Annotated in this window: 19 protein-coding genes, 1 pseudogene and 1 riboswitch; of the genes and pseudogenes, 6 read left to right on the top strand and 14 right to left on the bottom strand. The window is 27.6% G+C overall.

Annotated features, from left to right (window positions below):
• Positions 1-20: 20 nt before the first annotated feature.
• The 6 genes from Q3304_RS20000 to Q3304_RS19975 all read right to left on the bottom strand — a co-directional run bounded on the left by Q3304_RS20000 (position 21) and on the right by Q3304_RS19975 (position 4,547).
• Complete coding sequence (locus Q3304_RS20000) at positions 21-254, bottom strand: isochorismatase family protein (protein ID WP_407815140.1); 234 nt, start codon at positions 252-254, stop codon at positions 21-23.
• A 273-nt stretch (positions 255-527) separates the two neighbouring features.
• Positions 528-1,376: a hypothetical protein gene (locus tag Q3304_RS19995; protein WP_054272059.1), complete on the bottom strand. Its 849-nt coding sequence runs from the start codon at positions 1,374-1,376 to the stop codon at positions 528-530.
• A gap of 36 nt (positions 1,377-1,412) precedes the next feature.
• Complete coding sequence (locus tag Q3304_RS19990) at positions 1,413-1,925, bottom strand: DUF1097 domain-containing protein (protein ID WP_054277822.1); 513 nt, start codon at positions 1,923-1,925, stop codon at positions 1,413-1,415.
• Positions 1,918-2,127 carry a hypothetical protein gene (locus Q3304_RS19985; protein ID WP_407815139.1) on the bottom strand — a complete coding sequence of 70 codons (210 nt, stop codon included), beginning with the start codon at positions 2,125-2,127 and terminating at the stop codon, positions 1,918-1,920. The genes Q3304_RS19990 and Q3304_RS19985 overlap by 8 nt, the downstream gene beginning before the upstream one ends.
• 48 nt (positions 2,128-2,175) lie before the next feature.
• Complete coding sequence (locus Q3304_RS19980; RefSeq protein ID WP_407815138.1) at positions 2,176-3,132, bottom strand: flavodoxin family protein; 957 nt, start codon at positions 3,130-3,132, stop codon at positions 2,176-2,178.
• Positions 3,133-3,158: 26 nt separating this feature from the next.
• Positions 3,159-4,547: an LVIVD repeat-containing protein gene (locus Q3304_RS19975; RefSeq protein WP_407815137.1), complete on the bottom strand. Its 1,389-nt coding sequence runs from the start codon at positions 4,545-4,547 to the stop codon at positions 3,159-3,161.
• Between the two features lie 231 nt (positions 4,548-4,778).
• On the opposite strand from Q3304_RS19975, the gene Q3304_RS19970 reads away from it, so the two are divergent.
• Positions 4,779-5,699 carry a LysR family transcriptional regulator gene (locus tag Q3304_RS19970; RefSeq protein ID WP_407815136.1) on the top strand — a complete coding sequence of 307 codons (921 nt, stop codon included), beginning with the start codon at positions 4,779-4,781 and terminating at the stop codon, positions 5,697-5,699.
• 283 nt (positions 5,700-5,982) lie between these two features.
• Here Q3304_RS19970 and Q3304_RS19965 read toward each other — a convergent pair whose 3' ends face one another.
• Both Q3304_RS19965 and Q3304_RS19960 read right to left on the bottom strand, forming a co-directional pair.
• Positions 5,983-6,375, bottom strand: coding sequence for a BlaI/MecI/CopY family transcriptional regulator (locus Q3304_RS19965; RefSeq protein WP_407815135.1), 393 nt, complete (start codon positions 6,373-6,375; stop codon positions 5,983-5,985).
• Between the two features lie 32 nt (positions 6,376-6,407).
• Positions 6,408-6,797 carry a BlaI/MecI/CopY family transcriptional regulator gene (locus Q3304_RS19960; protein ID WP_407815134.1) on the bottom strand — a complete coding sequence of 130 codons (390 nt, stop codon included), beginning with the start codon at positions 6,795-6,797 and terminating at the stop codon, positions 6,408-6,410.
• Positions 6,798-7,005: 208 nt separating this feature from the next.
• A riboswitch (cyclic di-GMP riboswitch) is annotated at positions 7,006-7,101 on the top strand.
• A 51-nt stretch (positions 7,102-7,152) separates the two neighbouring features.
• Here Q3304_RS19960 and Q3304_RS19955 point away from each other — a divergent pair.
• The 5 genes from Q3304_RS19955 to Q3304_RS19935 all read left to right on the top strand — a co-directional run bounded on the left by Q3304_RS19955 (position 7,153) and on the right by Q3304_RS19935 (position 9,518).
• A complete protein-coding gene (locus Q3304_RS19955; RefSeq protein ID WP_407815133.1) occupies positions 7,153-7,326 on the top strand; it encodes a hypothetical protein in 174 nt (57 codons plus the stop codon).
• 261 nt (positions 7,327-7,587) lie between these two features.
• Complete coding sequence (locus Q3304_RS19950) at positions 7,588-7,758, top strand: hypothetical protein (protein WP_407815132.1); 171 nt, start codon at positions 7,588-7,590, stop codon at positions 7,756-7,758.
• A gap of 505 nt (positions 7,759-8,263) precedes the next feature.
• On the top strand, positions 8,264-8,503 hold the full coding sequence (locus Q3304_RS19945) for a hypothetical protein (protein ID WP_407815131.1): 240 nt from the start codon (positions 8,264-8,266) through the stop codon (positions 8,501-8,503).
• A gap of 245 nt (positions 8,504-8,748) precedes the next feature.
• The gene (locus Q3304_RS19940) at positions 8,749-9,066 is read left to right on the top strand and encodes a hypothetical protein (protein WP_407815130.1); all 318 of its coding nucleotides are present in this window, start codon (positions 8,749-8,751) and stop codon (positions 9,064-9,066) included.
• Between the two features lie 134 nt (positions 9,067-9,200).
• A complete protein-coding gene (locus Q3304_RS19935; RefSeq protein ID WP_407815129.1) occupies positions 9,201-9,518 on the top strand; it encodes a hypothetical protein in 318 nt (105 codons plus the stop codon).
• Positions 9,519-9,660: 142 nt separating this feature from the next.
• Here Q3304_RS19935 and Q3304_RS19930 read toward each other — a convergent pair whose 3' ends face one another.
• The 6 genes and pseudogenes from Q3304_RS19930 to Q3304_RS19905 all read right to left on the bottom strand — a co-directional run.
• A complete protein-coding gene (locus Q3304_RS19930; RefSeq protein ID WP_407815128.1) occupies positions 9,661-10,746 on the bottom strand; it encodes an ImmA/IrrE family metallo-endopeptidase in 1,086 nt (361 codons plus the stop codon).
• The gene (locus tag Q3304_RS19925; protein ID WP_407815127.1) at positions 10,715-10,957 is read right to left on the bottom strand and encodes a hypothetical protein; all 243 of its coding nucleotides are present in this window, start codon (positions 10,955-10,957) and stop codon (positions 10,715-10,717) included. The genes Q3304_RS19930 and Q3304_RS19925 overlap by 32 nt, the downstream gene beginning before the upstream one ends.
• 684 nt (positions 10,958-11,641) lie before the next feature.
• Complete coding sequence (locus Q3304_RS19920) at positions 11,642-11,938, bottom strand: hypothetical protein (RefSeq protein WP_407815126.1); 297 nt, start codon at positions 11,936-11,938, stop codon at positions 11,642-11,644.
• A 28-nt stretch (positions 11,939-11,966) separates the two neighbouring features.
• Entirely contained in the window at positions 11,967-12,644 is a 678-nt protein-coding gene (locus Q3304_RS19915; RefSeq protein WP_407815125.1) for a response regulator transcription factor, read from the bottom strand.
• A 745-nt stretch (positions 12,645-13,389) separates the two neighbouring features.
• Complete coding sequence (locus Q3304_RS19910) at positions 13,390-14,166, bottom strand: N-acetylmuramoyl-L-alanine amidase family protein (RefSeq protein ID WP_407815124.1); 777 nt, start codon at positions 14,164-14,166, stop codon at positions 13,390-13,392.
• Positions 14,166-14,289 (bottom strand): annotated as a pseudogene (locus Q3304_RS19905) (holin); the annotation flags it as partial. The gene Q3304_RS19910 and the pseudogene Q3304_RS19905, both read right to left, overlap by 1 nt.

Raw genomic sequence — 14,289 nt, 5'->3', positions numbered from 1 at the left:
TGAGTATGCGTAGCTATTTTTTAATCAAATATTTTTTCTTTATTGTATGGTTTAAATTTTTCATATATCTCAAAACCATCTTTACCCTTAGTCAACTCATTTTCAGTCCCATCATCATGGCGTACATATATTACTTCTATGTTACTTTTTCTAGCTGTATCAATTAAGCTTTTTACATTTTCTACAAAACTATTAAAATTATATAACTTTTCATTTGTTATTAGTTTTTGTGTATCAACTACCAATAAAATCATATTTACTCCTCCTTAGATGTTATTTTAAAATTTCTTTATATTTTACCATAAAAAGTGAATACAATATTATTGAGTTTTTCTTTGTAAAAATTCTACTAATCTAAATCTAGGAATACCTGAGTAAACATAGTATTCACAATCTTTTGGTATTTTGTAGACATAAAAATATTCCCTTTATGATAGCAGTTTTATTATTTCAACTCTATATCATAAAAGGAATGTCTTAATCTTTAAATACACCATAAACACTTTTTAATAAATATCTTATAAATTTTATCTCATTGGAATATATCCACGATACTGTGAATATGCATCCATCGTTGCTATATCACCTAAAAATACTGATGCGATATTGAATTGTGGCTTTAGATATGGAAACTCCTCTTCTTGTGCCCATGCTGGTTTTTTAATAAATGATTTTGCATCTTCAACTACAGCTTTATACCACTCTTCTTCTCCTTCAAACCATAGTTCTACTACACGGTCAAATGCAGTTGCTCCATAGTTAATCATGATTTTACTGCTTACAAAGCGATTAACATAGCAACAGTTTGTAAAGTATGGAACTATCTCATCATAAAACCATTTTTCTCCTTCTTCTTTAGAGATACCTTCTGGATACTTAATCATAAATTGCCAGCGATAGTTTGGACCATCTTGTACAGTACGTCCTTTTCCTCTAAAATCTTCTTCCCAGTTTATTGGGACAAAAGCAAATATAAATGGTGGACATCCATTGTCACCACCTACTGCACGCCCTGCATCTCCACTTTCTGCATTCTCATGAACCTTTTTATTCTCCACATCTGGTATGCATCCTTGCCAACGAAGAACATCCATAGGCATGTATTCTGTCATAATTCTATTTGCCATCTCAGGCATATGTTCATCTACAAGCCAATAATGCTCTGTTAATTGCATCTTACGTACACCAAAACGTTCACCTTCATTTGGTGTAGGATATGCCTGATAAAAAGCATATTTAGTACAATATGGCCCAAAATTACTAATACTATCTGGAATATGATAGCGATATAACCAATCCATTAATTTGGGTCTATACTCTTCCTTAGCAAGTCCTACATATATTAAACTCCTCATTATTTTAAATTCAAACCCCATAAACACCCTCCCATAATCAAATTATATTCACATGCTTCAATTTTCCATTGTTTTGTCTTTGTTTAAAATACCCCTAGTAAACAAATCTACACCTGCTCCCACATACCACACTCCTACTGCCATAGCTACAGCAATTTGAATACAAATGCTCTGTAAGTTAATAAGGCTTTCACCTGTCATAATAGTTAGACCTATAGCCCAGCCACAAAGCCATGATGGTAAGAAAAGTATTTTTTCAAATAAAGATGCGATTATAACTGCAAAAAATCCTAGTATACTAAGTGTTAAAAATAATTCTAGGTTTTGATTGAAGTTTATATGTTCCATAATTAAAATTGCCAATACTGCCCACAAATCTCCACACCAAAAACCAAACATTATTTTTAATCCATCTTTTTGTTTATTGCCATTGGTTACATATAATCCTGCACAAATTAATGCTACAGCTCCAGTCTTTATCCCTATGTAAGGTGCTAACACTGCCCATAAAGGAGGTAATAAAGCAATCCCTATTGACAGTGTTAATATTTCTTTTTTCTTTCTATCCATTTTCCATATTGTAATTAGCATATTCTCTAGATTGCCTTATCTCTACCAACCTAGTTGCTACTGGATTTACAATCGTAGATACTACAAAATAAATTAAGTATAGTGGCATTATTAGTGCTACAACTGACCTTATAAAGACTATAGGGATATTTCTTACTGCATTAACAAATACAATTTGTCTAAAACTTGATTTCTTTTTCATATAATAGGCCTCCTATAACACTCCTTAAAAAGAACCTTTATATTTCAATTATTCTCCTAATGAAACTTCAACTTGCCTTTCTTTAATCAATGGTTCTATAAAATTATAAGCTACTTTTCTTTCTTTAAATTCTGTTGTTTTACGAACTTCTGCATAATGACCTTCCATTCTTTTAATATCATCACCATGTATAAACTTACCTGGTAAAGTGTCATGAGCATGTCCTAATTGCTCTTTTGGAAAACTAAATATAGTTTTTCCACTTGTTGTATCTAATTCTCCAACTATGCCACATAGAGCACATATTGACTTTTTAGTACCTGGTTCAAGGTAGAATAGCCTATTATGGCAATGAGGACAGACTCCTTCTTCTCCTTGGTATGAAGCTTTTTCGAAATCTTTTGCTGCTTCAACTATATTCATCCCTATTTGACTAACTTGAGCAAGTTTTTCATCATTCATGACTAGTTCCTTTGCCCATGGAAACCAAGTATTATCTATCACTTTCCACATTGGTATTAGGGCTAGCATAGCATGTTCACATTGAACTCTTGTCCCCCAGTCTGAACCACCTATTCCCATAAATGATACTACTTTATCTTTAAGTATCCTTGGGTCTGGAATTTTTCCCCCCGTAGCTTCTGCAACTTTTGTTCCTATAATATTATTTCCCTTGTCTACTCTTGGCCCAAAACGGTCCATTATGGTATGAAATAATCCTGATGCTCCTTCTTCGAATATTGGGTCTGAGAATACTATCCCATCTGCGTCTTTTATTTTATCAAGTAACCATTCAAAATCATCTTTTAGTATACACATACTACCTTTTCCAGATAATAAAGTCTTAACACATGCACAACACCCAGTGCAATGTTTAATATTAAGAGATGACATTTGAATAAATTCTACTTCAGCTCCAACTTCTTGAGCTCCTTTAAGTGCTACTTTACACATTGTGTCATTATTTCCATTTTTCGTTCCAAAAGAAATACCTAATATTTTCATATTTAACTCTCCCTCTTTAGTGTTTATTAATCTTCTTTCATTTTTAATATATAGAACCCATCATCTAGAGCATCTATAATGATGTATCCTCTATCATCAACAATAATATCTTCTGTTACTGCTAAACGTGGTCCAGGGAATCCTGGGAAATAAGACTCTTCTGGTGCTTTATTTGGATTTGGTGGTATAAAATATGCTAATTCTTTGATATAATATGGGTCTGATACATCGTAAACTCTTAAACCTGCATGGAAATAACAGCAATACACTCTATCTCCTCTTTGCTCTAACCATGGCTTATTATCCATTGGTTCGTGAAGGTTATGTGGTCCAAATGGTCCTGGTTTTCCTAGCCCTGCAACATTAAAATTAGGATAAGGAAAATCTTTTGGTACTTCAGGATATGGGAACTGAGCAATTAATGTCGGTTTTGTTGGATTGCTAACATCAACCATATGTATATTATTCATAGCTTGGACATCTGTAATATTCTCTGGTTTAAAAAACTGAAAGCGTTCTCCTTCGTTTTGAACAACAACCAAATCCCTTCCTGGTAATGGTAGTGCTGTATGCGTTCTTGCTCCTGCAAGTCTGCTAGAAAACGCAGGCATAAATGGTAATTCGCCCAAACATCTTGGTCTTGTTAAATCCTCAACATCTAACACAACTAAACCGGCTCCTCCATAACCACAATAGGCTTTTTTATTTCTTACAAATGGAGGTCCATGAAGCCATCCTTTATCCATAAATTCTGGACAATGAGGCGCTCCTGGATCAAATGTTCTATTTGGATATCCATCTGCATATTGGTTTGGTCTCCACCACTTACCTATTTCTACTGGATTAGTTGGGTCTATTATATCTATAATTCTATAAATCATTCCTTCAAATCCAACACAGTCACTTGATAAGTGTACATATCTTCCACCATTATACATAAATCTATGAACACCCATTACATGCTTTAATCCACAATCCCAATATCCTAAAAACTTAGGATTTAGAGGGTCCTCTTTTAAACTATATATTCTAATTCCTGCTTCACACTTAATACTTGATAATTTAGCTTGGTCAACAAGAGCTCCTGGCCCACTTCCACAGCTCATAGCTACTATCATTAAATCATCTGCTATTTGAATTTTTGGAGTTGTTGTTGTAGGATATTCTTTTGGATCTAACACTTGAAAGTGTTTAATAAATTCTGGATTATAAGGATTTGTAATGTCACTAATCATTACTCCATTCTTTTTACTTCCCCCAAAACAACACCCATATAAATAATATTGCTCATCTCTTTTATAAAGTGCCATTTGAAACATTCCACAAGTTCCATCTAAGTTGTTAAAGGAACACACTTCAAGGTTTTTGATATAACCGTTATTACCTTCACCTTTTGCATAAAATTTATCTTCCATTTTTTCTCCTTTCTTATCTAGGTTATTATCAATTGATATACTTTCATTTTATGGGATAAACTCAGTCAAATCCAATATCATTTTTATGGGAATATATAAGTTATTCTTATTAATAAATTTATAAAATTTAATGTAAATACACATTTAAACATATATTTTTATACAAATATTTTCTAATATTATTTAAAAGTAAGTTTCCTTATACTATAATAAGTTTTAATTATATAACTAATGTTTACAAGCAAGATAAGTTTAAAAAGGGGTGATTCTTTGAATACTAAACAATTGGAATATTTTATATCTGTAGCAGAAAATTTAAGTTTTACCAAAACAGCAGAAAAATTTTATATTTCTCAAACTGCTGTTACACAACAAATTAAAGCCTTAGAAGAACAGATACATGTAACTCTGTTTACAAGAAGCAAACGACACGTTGAGCTAACTCCAGCCGGAAAAGTTTTTTTATCTGAGGCACGCACTATAATAAAAAATATCAATGATGCTATTGCAAAAACACAAAAGTTTGCAAATGGTTTTTTTGGAACATTAAGCATTGGAATTTTAATCGGATATGAAAAAAACAAACTTCACCAATATTTAAAAGAATTTTCTCATACATACCCTAACATATCTATGGAACTCTGTACTAACGAGATGACTGAGCTTTTAAACTTAGTGAAAAATAATTTTATGGACCTTGCTTTTGTTATTAATCCGGAAAATCAACCATTAAAAGGTTTTGAATATAAAACTGTAGCAAGATATTCTTTAGTTGCCCTTTTACCCCCTGGACATCCTCTTTACAATAAAGAGTGTATCGATTTAATTGAGTTACAACATGAGAAATTTATTTTTGTAAAGGAGACAGGAGATGAATATGGTCAAAAATCTATGATACAAGATAGATATCGTGAAGCAGGATTTGTACCTAATGTGGTACAACGTTCAAATAATCTCAATACTATTGAATCTCTAGTAGCCTCTAATATGGGTGTATCCATATTACCTTCATTTTGTGCTGTAGGTAATATGATAGAACATGATATTTCAATTGTTCCTATAAAGGAAGTACAGAATAGAATTGAAGTTGTAGTTGTATGGAATAAAAACAATACAAACCCAGCATTAGAAAAATTTATTTCTATAATATAAAATTAATTAATTAATATTGATTATAAAAATAGCATTAGCCATTTTTCATGGTTAATGCTATTTTTTATTCTTTATTTTTTAAACTTTATTCTATATAAAAATAGTATACAAATCTTTTTCTTACTTATAAACCTTTATTTTTCAACATTTTCATAAAACATATTTTTAGTTTGGTCAGTTAAATGTCAGTAAAATAATTTATCCACAGTTTTTCATCATATTATCCACAAACAAAATCAAGAAAAAGTGACAACTATTTGTTTTATAGATGCCACTTTTTAATTTATTCATCACAATCTTCTTCTTGCCAACTTCTTATCCAGTCTTCTAAAGCGTCTAATTTATCATCGCTTATTTCTTCTCTATTATGTAATTTCGTAATTAAATCTGATAGAGGATTATTATGTAAACCTCCAAAAAATTTTCTACCTTGCGATGCTAAAAATTCCTTTTCTTTTATAAGCATTGTATAATGTGTATGCTTGCCTATCTTTTGTGATGCTAAAAATCCTTTTTTATTTAATCTTGCTAAAACAGTTAATGTTGTTGTTTGTTTCCAGTTATATATTTTTTCCATCTCATCTGCTACGTCTTTAGATATTACAGTTTTATATCCAGAATTCCAAATATATTTCATAATCTTAAATTCTGAATCTGGCAATTTTTTTTTAAGCATAATATCCTCTCCTTTTTCTATTATGTATAAAATTATTTTTTTCCTATCTCTTGTGTGCTTTTTATAAAGTTTTTCATTTGCTCTTCTGTCATTTCTTCTTTTTTATGTTCAGTGGTAAATATTCGTATAAAAAAATTATCATATTTATTTTCTTTCCTACCTTCTTTTCTAGCATTTAAATACTCTTTTTTATTTATTAATACTTCATAGTAAATATGAAAACTTATCCTTTTCTTTTTTAATGTTTTCATATTTACTAATCTTTTTAGAAGAATTTCAATAGTGCTTTTATGCCAGCCATATCTCTGTTGCATTGCTTCTATTATTTCTTTCTTAGATAGAACAGACTTTTTCCTCCATAGATACTCCATCAAGATTAATTCTCCCCTACGTAGTTTGTTTGCCACCTCTTGTTGCTCCATTTTATGTCACTCCCTCAAATTTAGTCTAATCTAAATTAATAATAGAATATTCTAACTCCAATATATACAGGTAATTTTTACCATAAACTTTACTCACTTATTCTATTCTTTTAATGTAAAATAAAGTTTATATTATTAATTTTTTCAATTTTCAAACAAGCATGTTGTATAATAACTCATTCTATTGTATTATTGTAATTGTAGAATAAAACTAAATAGGCAAAACTAGGGAAATTTAGTGACGCAAAACTATAGGGACTAATGCTTATAAAATTCTTATAAGTTATGTCAGCCAGTTGCCAAAAAGATATTTTTCTTTTTGTTTTTTTGAAAGTTTTCTAGGGGGATAAACAATTTGTTTATAGGAAAAATAGATGAATGTACACATATATTAACTGCTTATATAGGTAGTTCGTATGATTATTGTGATTTTATAGATACACAGTTAGATGCTTTTGTGGTAGAGTATGGAGAAAGTGTAGTAGAATCCTGCTTGCATCAAGTGATGGTATTGGTAAGTAGGTATTAATTAAATAGAATTTATTTTCTAGAAGAACCCTTTTTAGTTTTATCTACGATTTAAGTAAACTTATGATAAAAAATCCAATTAAAATATATTTCTTCTTTACTTTCTCTTGTTTATAATTTTATTCCTCTAAAGAGTAAGAAATTATACAATATCTTTTCTATAAAACCTAAATAAATGCTATTTTAAACAATATATCTTTAGGTATACACTAAATATATTAGGGCTTAATTATGATATATAAAATGAAAGGACAATAAACATATGACTAAAACTATAGTATGCGATTACTGTAATAAAGTAATAGATAAAAAAAATACTAATGAATACATTATTTTTGATAAGAAAAATTATGCAAAAAATAATATTTGTATTAACTGTGCATTAAATCTGATAGATAAAGATAAAGATAAAGATAAAGATAAATTATTATAAATAATCAGTATCATTATCTGGAGAAATGAAAAAAGCACTCCCGCTCAAGAGAATGCTTAGTTACAATTATAGAGGTGTATTGGTAGTACACTTCTATTTTTTTATTATATCATAAATTATTGATAGTATTAAGCAAAAATAAAGCTAATACAATCGGTTTTAAGATAGTTTGAATGACCTTCTTGAGTATTTGTACCTTTGTATAAGTTGATGGTAATTGGAAATAAAAAAGCACCCTTTTAGGATACTTGTGGTATGGGAAACTTCCTATATAAATAAGTTCTGTTTATTATATCATTAGTTTTATTTGATAGAATAAGTTTCGTTCGTATTATTACATGTTATTTTATATTCAATTGAAAAAATCTAATACGTTACAAATAGTGTCAAAACCTATATTTTTTTAATTTGATTTGTAACCTTTTAGTACCTCTTTTCTCTTTGGAGATTGTTATAATCTGAATAAACAAATTAAATTTATTGGAGGGTGATTATTATTAAAAATATGAACACTTATAAAAAACTAAAAATAACTTCTATAACATCAATAATTATGTTTGTGATTGGAGCTATCTTCCTAGCTTTTTGGAATAATTTCATAATAGCCATAGTGTTTTCAATTATTGGTATATTTATTGATTTGAAATTTTATCGTTGCCCTCATTGTAACTTTTCTTTAGATTCAAGAATGAAGATTATAGAAAATGAAACATACTGCCCTAATTGTGGGGAAATTATTAAATAATTATGGAGTGATTATTTATGAAAGACATTTTAAAGAGTTCTTTTCATAATATGTTAGGTTTTTGTATTGCTACATTCATATGTATATCCTATGAGTTTATTTCTAAAAAAGAAATAAGCTTTTATATAATTAGACTGTTTATTTTTTTATTTACTGGAGTGCTCATAGGTACTCTAATACGCATAATATCTTTATTCTTAAAACAAAACAGGTAAATAAGACAAATTTTAAAGGAGGTATCTACTATGAATTTTGAGAATATCAATTTTATACTTATTGGAATAGGAATTATAATATTAACTACAATAATACATTTAATTAAACCTAAAACTAGTTTTTGCAGTGAAAAATATTTTAATAAATTGGAATCAATGTATGGAAATATAGATAGGAAAAGAACTGTTAAGCTAGAAGTACTTTATCGCTATGTAATGGGTCTTGAATACATAGCGATAGGTTTATTCACAAGAAAATTAGATATTACTATAATAGCAATAATATTAGTATCTACTATAACAACAATGCTATATTATTTAATTAGAAGGAAATATATAACTTCATAAAAAACAATATCTTATAAATAATAAGCCTATCATTATACTCTATTTATTTATGTAGAATCGTTCGACAAATTGCTGATATAAATTGTTAAATATGATATAAATTAGAGTATCTTATATTAAAGGAGATGCGTGACATGAATTTTTGGAATATTATATTTTTACTTATTGGAATAATATTTATAATAGGGAATGTAATAAAAGGTTTAACTAAACATAAATTTAACTACTTTAGGGAAAAATATTTTAACAAATTAGAATTAAAATATGGAAAAATAGATAAAGAAAAAACTATTAAACTAGAGATGTTTTATCAATATTTAATAGGCTTGGAATACATAATAATGGGCTTATTAATAAAAAAATTAGATACTGCAATAGTATCATTAATATTAGTATCCATTATAACAATAGTATCCCATTGTTTAATTAGAAAGAAATATGTAACTATATAAACTATTTATAATAAAACGCTGATAGAATTAATAATCAAAAGAAGGTGATAGGATTTCCCTACCACCTTTTGCTGTGTCTGAATCGCGTGATTTTAATATCTTTTAGATATTTTTTAATCCATTGTAAAATTATTGTTAAATCTTATGCCCAACAGTATCTTACCTTTTCATTAGTAAACTGACCATAATCTAAAATATCTTCCTTCTGCATTCTACCTATTACTATATACCTTGGTACATTTTGAGAAAGTGCAAATTCATCTATTTCTTTCAGAGAATATTTTCCTTGCTTTAAAAAATAATCATAATCTTTTTGATTTATTAAGGTATCACTTGCAAATTTATTTGCCTTTATCTCTATCTCGCTTTCAGTAGATTCAAAATCAATAAAGTTTAATTTTGCGTCACCATTGATTATGTGTCCTATTTCGTGAAATAAAGTAAACCAAAATATATCAGCAAAACTTCGCCTAATTGTCATGCATAAAATTATTCTACCATTAGCATCTGTTTTTATAAAACCTTGAACTGGCGCTCCTTTAAAATGTTTTACTATTCTAAATACAATACCACACTCCGAAAATATTTTAGCTAACTCTTCTTGAATTCTATTTCCGTTATAAAACATAATTTTTTTTATTTCTGGTATTTTATCTTTTAGTTTATTTATATTTAATTCTTGAGTAATTTCTATATCGGATGTTACTAATTCACAAATTCTTAACCAAGCAAAAAGTACATAAACATCTGCATTGCTAGCTAATTGTGCTCTGAATGCTGCATTATACTTGATATTAGGTATAAATGTTAAATTTCCTACACCTAAAAGTTTTCTCAATTCTAATATTTTTACTGCTTCATTATCTCCATCACTTAATTTCCCTTTTTCGCAAAAATAACTAATTATATCTTTTAATGGTTTTAATATGTCTAATTCTTCTTTTGATATATTATTAGCTTCCTCAAAATCTAAAATTTCTTCTTCGTAATTGCTCTGCAAATTATTCCAGAAAGTAGCATCTATACCTAGAACATATTCAAGTTTTTTAGCAAATGAAACCGATATACCTCTAGTTCCTTTTATTATTGTACTAATATGCTTTTCTGTAAATCCTGTTCTAATTGACAATTCTTTTTGAGTCATATTTTTATCTGATAGAATTTCTGCTAAAGTTTCTCCTGGGTGAATAATTAAATCACGGGATAATCCATTCATGTTTTGTTCCATGATAGTCTTCCACTCCTTTTATTTTAACCAATTTGCAAACCTTTAAATATTCAGAACTTAAATCATCAGTACTTGGTTTTATAATTAATCTATAATTTTTGGAAATGCTTACTCCATAAAAACCTTTTAAATCATTTTCAAGAGAATGAGGTTTTCCCAATCCAGTTGATAGATAAATCCCAAACGTATCAGCCGCCTTCAATTGATCCATACGTTTTTAATAGTTTCAGTCATATCATTCCCAATTTTCTTTTTCATTAAATCGAAATTAGAAAAATATTTTTCTACTTTTTCATCATATTCAATTTGCAAGTTAAAAATACACCTCATTTTCTTACCAAGATGGTTAATTGTTTATACTTACATATTAGTACATATGTAGAAAAAAGTCAATTTATATAAAAGCACAGACTGATTAATTTTATATGAATACTTGTCTGTATTCCGAATTAATATTACTTTATTTATTAAAAATATCAACTTTATTCTATAAAACTTTTCAATATATTCGTTATTAATATACTTTTCCATTTATAATTTTGTGATAAGTTTAGCTTAATTTTTTATGCTCGAAGAAATAAATTTAACGAATAAATAATTATACTTTACCTTTCTAATATATTATAGATGATTAATATTAAATATTTCCTTATTGATATCTTTTAAATATTATAAGTATTTACATGGGATAAATATGATTATATTTAGTATATATTAGATTAAGGAGATATTCGTTTCATAAGTGTATATAAAGTGTAGGCAAAGTGTAAGTAAATATCTTGAGTTTGTATTATTAGCTTTATTTATCTATAAAATACTATATTTTATCAAATCTATTTTAATTGAGGTGTAAAAAAGAAGGTAACAACTATCTCCAGTTGCTACCTTCTAATCATCAATTCTTAAATTTTGATACACTAAAATTTTTAACTTGAGACTTAAATAACTGTTCAATCTCATCAACTACACTTTGTATCTTATTTTCATATTTCAAATCATAATATATATTTATCTCACCTATGCTATTTATGCTCATAGAATAGTCTTTTCTTTCTATTATACATATGCTTCCACAATCAGATAAATCATTCTTGTATATTGATTTTAATTGACTTTTTATCCTGAGAAAGTCTATTGCTGGATAAATATTATTTGGATAAAAACTTTTATCATACATTAATATCTTATTCACACCTTATCATTCGATTTATTAGATTTTATTACCTATTAAAATAATATCCGACTTCTCTTATTGTTATAATCTTTTGAGGGTTTTTATAATCTTTCTCTATTTTCTTTCTTAATCCATTTACTGCAACTACCACACTATAATTATTCTCTAAATACTCATTCTTCCATACATACTCATATATCTCTTTAATAGTTAAGGTCTCCTCAGCATTCTCTATAAAGTAATTTAATAACCTATTTTCTGTTGGAGTTAATTTTATCATTTTATTTTCTAGTTTTATGACTCCACTGCCTCTATTATATTCCTCTAAATTTGAATTGTTTTCATTATTATTTACATATAAATTTACTCTTCTTAAAATGGCTTTCATTTTTGCATATAATATTTCTAAATTCAAAGGCTTTATTAAATAGTCATCTCCACCAGCATTTAAAGCATTTAAAATACTTTGCTCTTCACTTATATAAGTCATATGAATAACTGGACAAGTAGTTAAATTTTTAATTTTTTTACAAAAATCCCATCCATCACCATCAGTTAAAATTATTTCTAAAAATATTAAATCAAATTTATTACTAAATATTTTCCTAATAGCTTCTTTACAATTATATGCTAAATAGACATTTATCCCCTTTTCTTCTAAAAACTTTTTCAATTCCTCGCAATTATTCTTGTCTCCATCAATTATCAATACATTAATTTGCATTATAGTCTCTCCTAAAAATAATTATTCTTTTTACAAATAACTGGACAAATATCTTCAGTATATTTTCTGATAGCACTTATTTACTATTATAAGAAACTTTAACAACTATAAATCTGTCTTATTTATTCTTTTCATATATTTTTAGACTATGCACTTTACCTTATATCTCATTTGGGGTTTGATTTATTATATAAAGATAAATATCTAAAATTATACAATCTAGAGCTACATTTTTTACTATTATATTTGAATCTTTAATAATCTAATATTGATATATATATATATTAAAAGCTCTATGATAAAAATAAATTTGATGATATAAATATTATTGTCCACATCCAGTAAATTACATATTAGAATACTCTACTCAAAATATATTAATTAAAGTCCAAAGTTTTAATTATTACAGTATATAATAATCCTTTTTATATAATATCATTATAAACTAAAAATTAAAACTTAAATATTAATAAAATTCTCCTATTTTAGTGAAAGTTGAAATTTTATTTAAATATAATATAGTTATAATAAAAAATAATATTTTTATAAAATTCAAATTATAAGATATGAACTTTTTATAATAATGTATTTACTAAAACAATATAACATGTCTTATATTATAACTATACAAATCAATACTTAAACAGACTAGTAGAGACATCTTTTTAAAATAGATTTATAATACAAAACTATGTTAAACTCCATTTTTCCAAAATGCCTACTTAAAAATTAAATCTGACTACTTTTATAATTTTGCTTTTATAAACTCTCTAGCCTTATTCATTGTTAACCATACATCATCAGAATAAATCTCTGTGAATTTTTCTCCTGTAGTCTTACTCAGCTCTTTCATCTTATTGCAAGTTACTCCTCCAATTACATACAGATTTTGTGTTTGATGTGGCTTATAGTCTTTTATATCTACTGCTAAATAACTTTCTTTTGCCCTTTTGTAATATAACCCTAATATGTCTGCTGATACCTTATCATCACCACTGTACACTATTGTGTGTTTATACATTTTGCCCACCTCTACATTGTTTCTTATTTGTTTTTTAAAATCATCCCATAATGACGGACTATCAAGCATCTTACGAGGGCAATATTTTTTCTTAGCATCATAATGCCTAATCACTTTATCTGCACTAATATTTAAATCTTTCATTAACTTTTTAGTTAAGCCTATTGCATTTTGTCTTGCTTTTGTGTAGTTACCATCCTTATTTACACATATTTCTATATTAATACTATTATAGTTTGTTACTCCTGCAACTAATGCAGTCCCATAACTTTTACCAACCGCCCAAGCTCCGTCTTTGTGGTCTAAAGTTTGATATATTACTTTATCATCTACATAGTAATGCACACTTGCTTCTAAATTACCATTGTTAAGTGCTTGTGCATGTCTTTTAGCATCTGCTCCCTTGCTCTCGTTATCAGTTTCATGTATTACTATAAATTTAGGATTATTCTTGTTTGGATAACACTTTTTCTTTGTTAACATCTTCATTATATCTACCATTACTTTTCACCATCCTTCAAGTGTTTGTAAGTTTGATTTATACCTATTGATATACCCCAGCAAATTACTCCTTGTAAGACTGCGTCAGCATTTAATCCTAGCATCCAAATAGAGAATCCTATC

The sequence above is a fragment of the Clostridioides sp. GD02377 genome, from assembly GCF_045899875.1.
Classification (GTDB): Bacteria; Bacillota; Clostridia; order Peptostreptococcales; family Peptostreptococcaceae; genus Clostridioides; species Clostridioides difficile_A.
The sequence above is the reverse complement of the archived record's forward strand: the minus strand, read 5'-3'. Positions and strand labels throughout refer to the sequence as shown.

Excerpts from the sequence above, each read along its gene's own strand:
- Q3304_RS20000 (WP_407815140.1), bottom strand. The coding sequence starts at position 254 with ATGATTTTATTGGTAGTTGATACACAAAAACTAATAACAAATGAAAAG.
- Q3304_RS19995 (WP_054272059.1), bottom strand. The coding sequence starts at position 1,376 with ATGGGGTTTGAATTTAAAATAATGAGGAGTTTAATATATGTAGGACTT.
- Q3304_RS19990 (WP_054277822.1), bottom strand. The coding sequence starts at position 1,925 with ATGGATAGAAAGAAAAAAGAAATATTAACACTGTCAATAGGGATTGCT.
- Q3304_RS19985 (WP_407815139.1), bottom strand. The coding sequence starts at position 2,127 with ATGAAAAAGAAATCAAGTTTTAGACAAATTGTATTTGTTAATGCAGTA.
- Q3304_RS19980 (WP_407815138.1), bottom strand. The coding sequence starts at position 3,132 with ATGAAAATATTAGGTATTTCTTTTGGAACGAAAAATGGAAATAATGAC.
- Q3304_RS19975 (WP_407815137.1), bottom strand. The coding sequence starts at position 4,547 with ATGGAAGATAAATTTTATGCAAAAGGTGAAGGTAATAACGGTTATATC.
- Q3304_RS19970 (WP_407815136.1), top strand. The coding sequence starts at position 4,779 with ATGTTTACAAGCAAGATAAGTTTAAAAAGGGGTGATTCTTTGAATACT.
- Q3304_RS19965 (WP_407815135.1), bottom strand. The coding sequence starts at position 6,375 with ATGCTTAAAAAAAAATTGCCAGATTCAGAATTTAAGATTATGAAATAT.
- Q3304_RS19960 (WP_407815134.1), bottom strand. The coding sequence starts at position 6,797 with ATGGAGCAACAAGAGGTGGCAAACAAACTACGTAGGGGAGAATTAATC.
- Q3304_RS19950 (WP_407815132.1), top strand. The coding sequence starts at position 7,588 with ATGACTAAAACTATAGTATGCGATTACTGTAATAAAGTAATAGATAAA.
- Q3304_RS19945 (WP_407815131.1), top strand. The coding sequence starts at position 8,264 with ATGAACACTTATAAAAAACTAAAAATAACTTCTATAACATCAATAATT.
- Q3304_RS19940 (WP_407815130.1), top strand. The coding sequence starts at position 8,749 with ATGAATTTTGAGAATATCAATTTTATACTTATTGGAATAGGAATTATA.
- Q3304_RS19935 (WP_407815129.1), top strand. The coding sequence starts at position 9,201 with ATGAATTTTTGGAATATTATATTTTTACTTATTGGAATAATATTTATA.
- Q3304_RS19930 (WP_407815128.1), bottom strand. The coding sequence starts at position 10,746 with ATGGAACAAAACATGAATGGATTATCCCGTGATTTAATTATTCACCCA.
- Q3304_RS19925 (WP_407815127.1), bottom strand. The coding sequence starts at position 10,957 with ATGGATCAATTGAAGGCGGCTGATACGTTTGGGATTTATCTATCAACT.
- Q3304_RS19915 (WP_407815125.1), bottom strand. The coding sequence starts at position 12,644 with ATGCAAATTAATGTATTGATAATTGATGGAGACAAGAATAATTGCGAG.
- Q3304_RS19910 (WP_407815124.1), bottom strand. The coding sequence starts at position 14,166 with ATGGTAGATATAATGAAGATGTTAACAAAGAAAAAGTGTTATCCAAAC.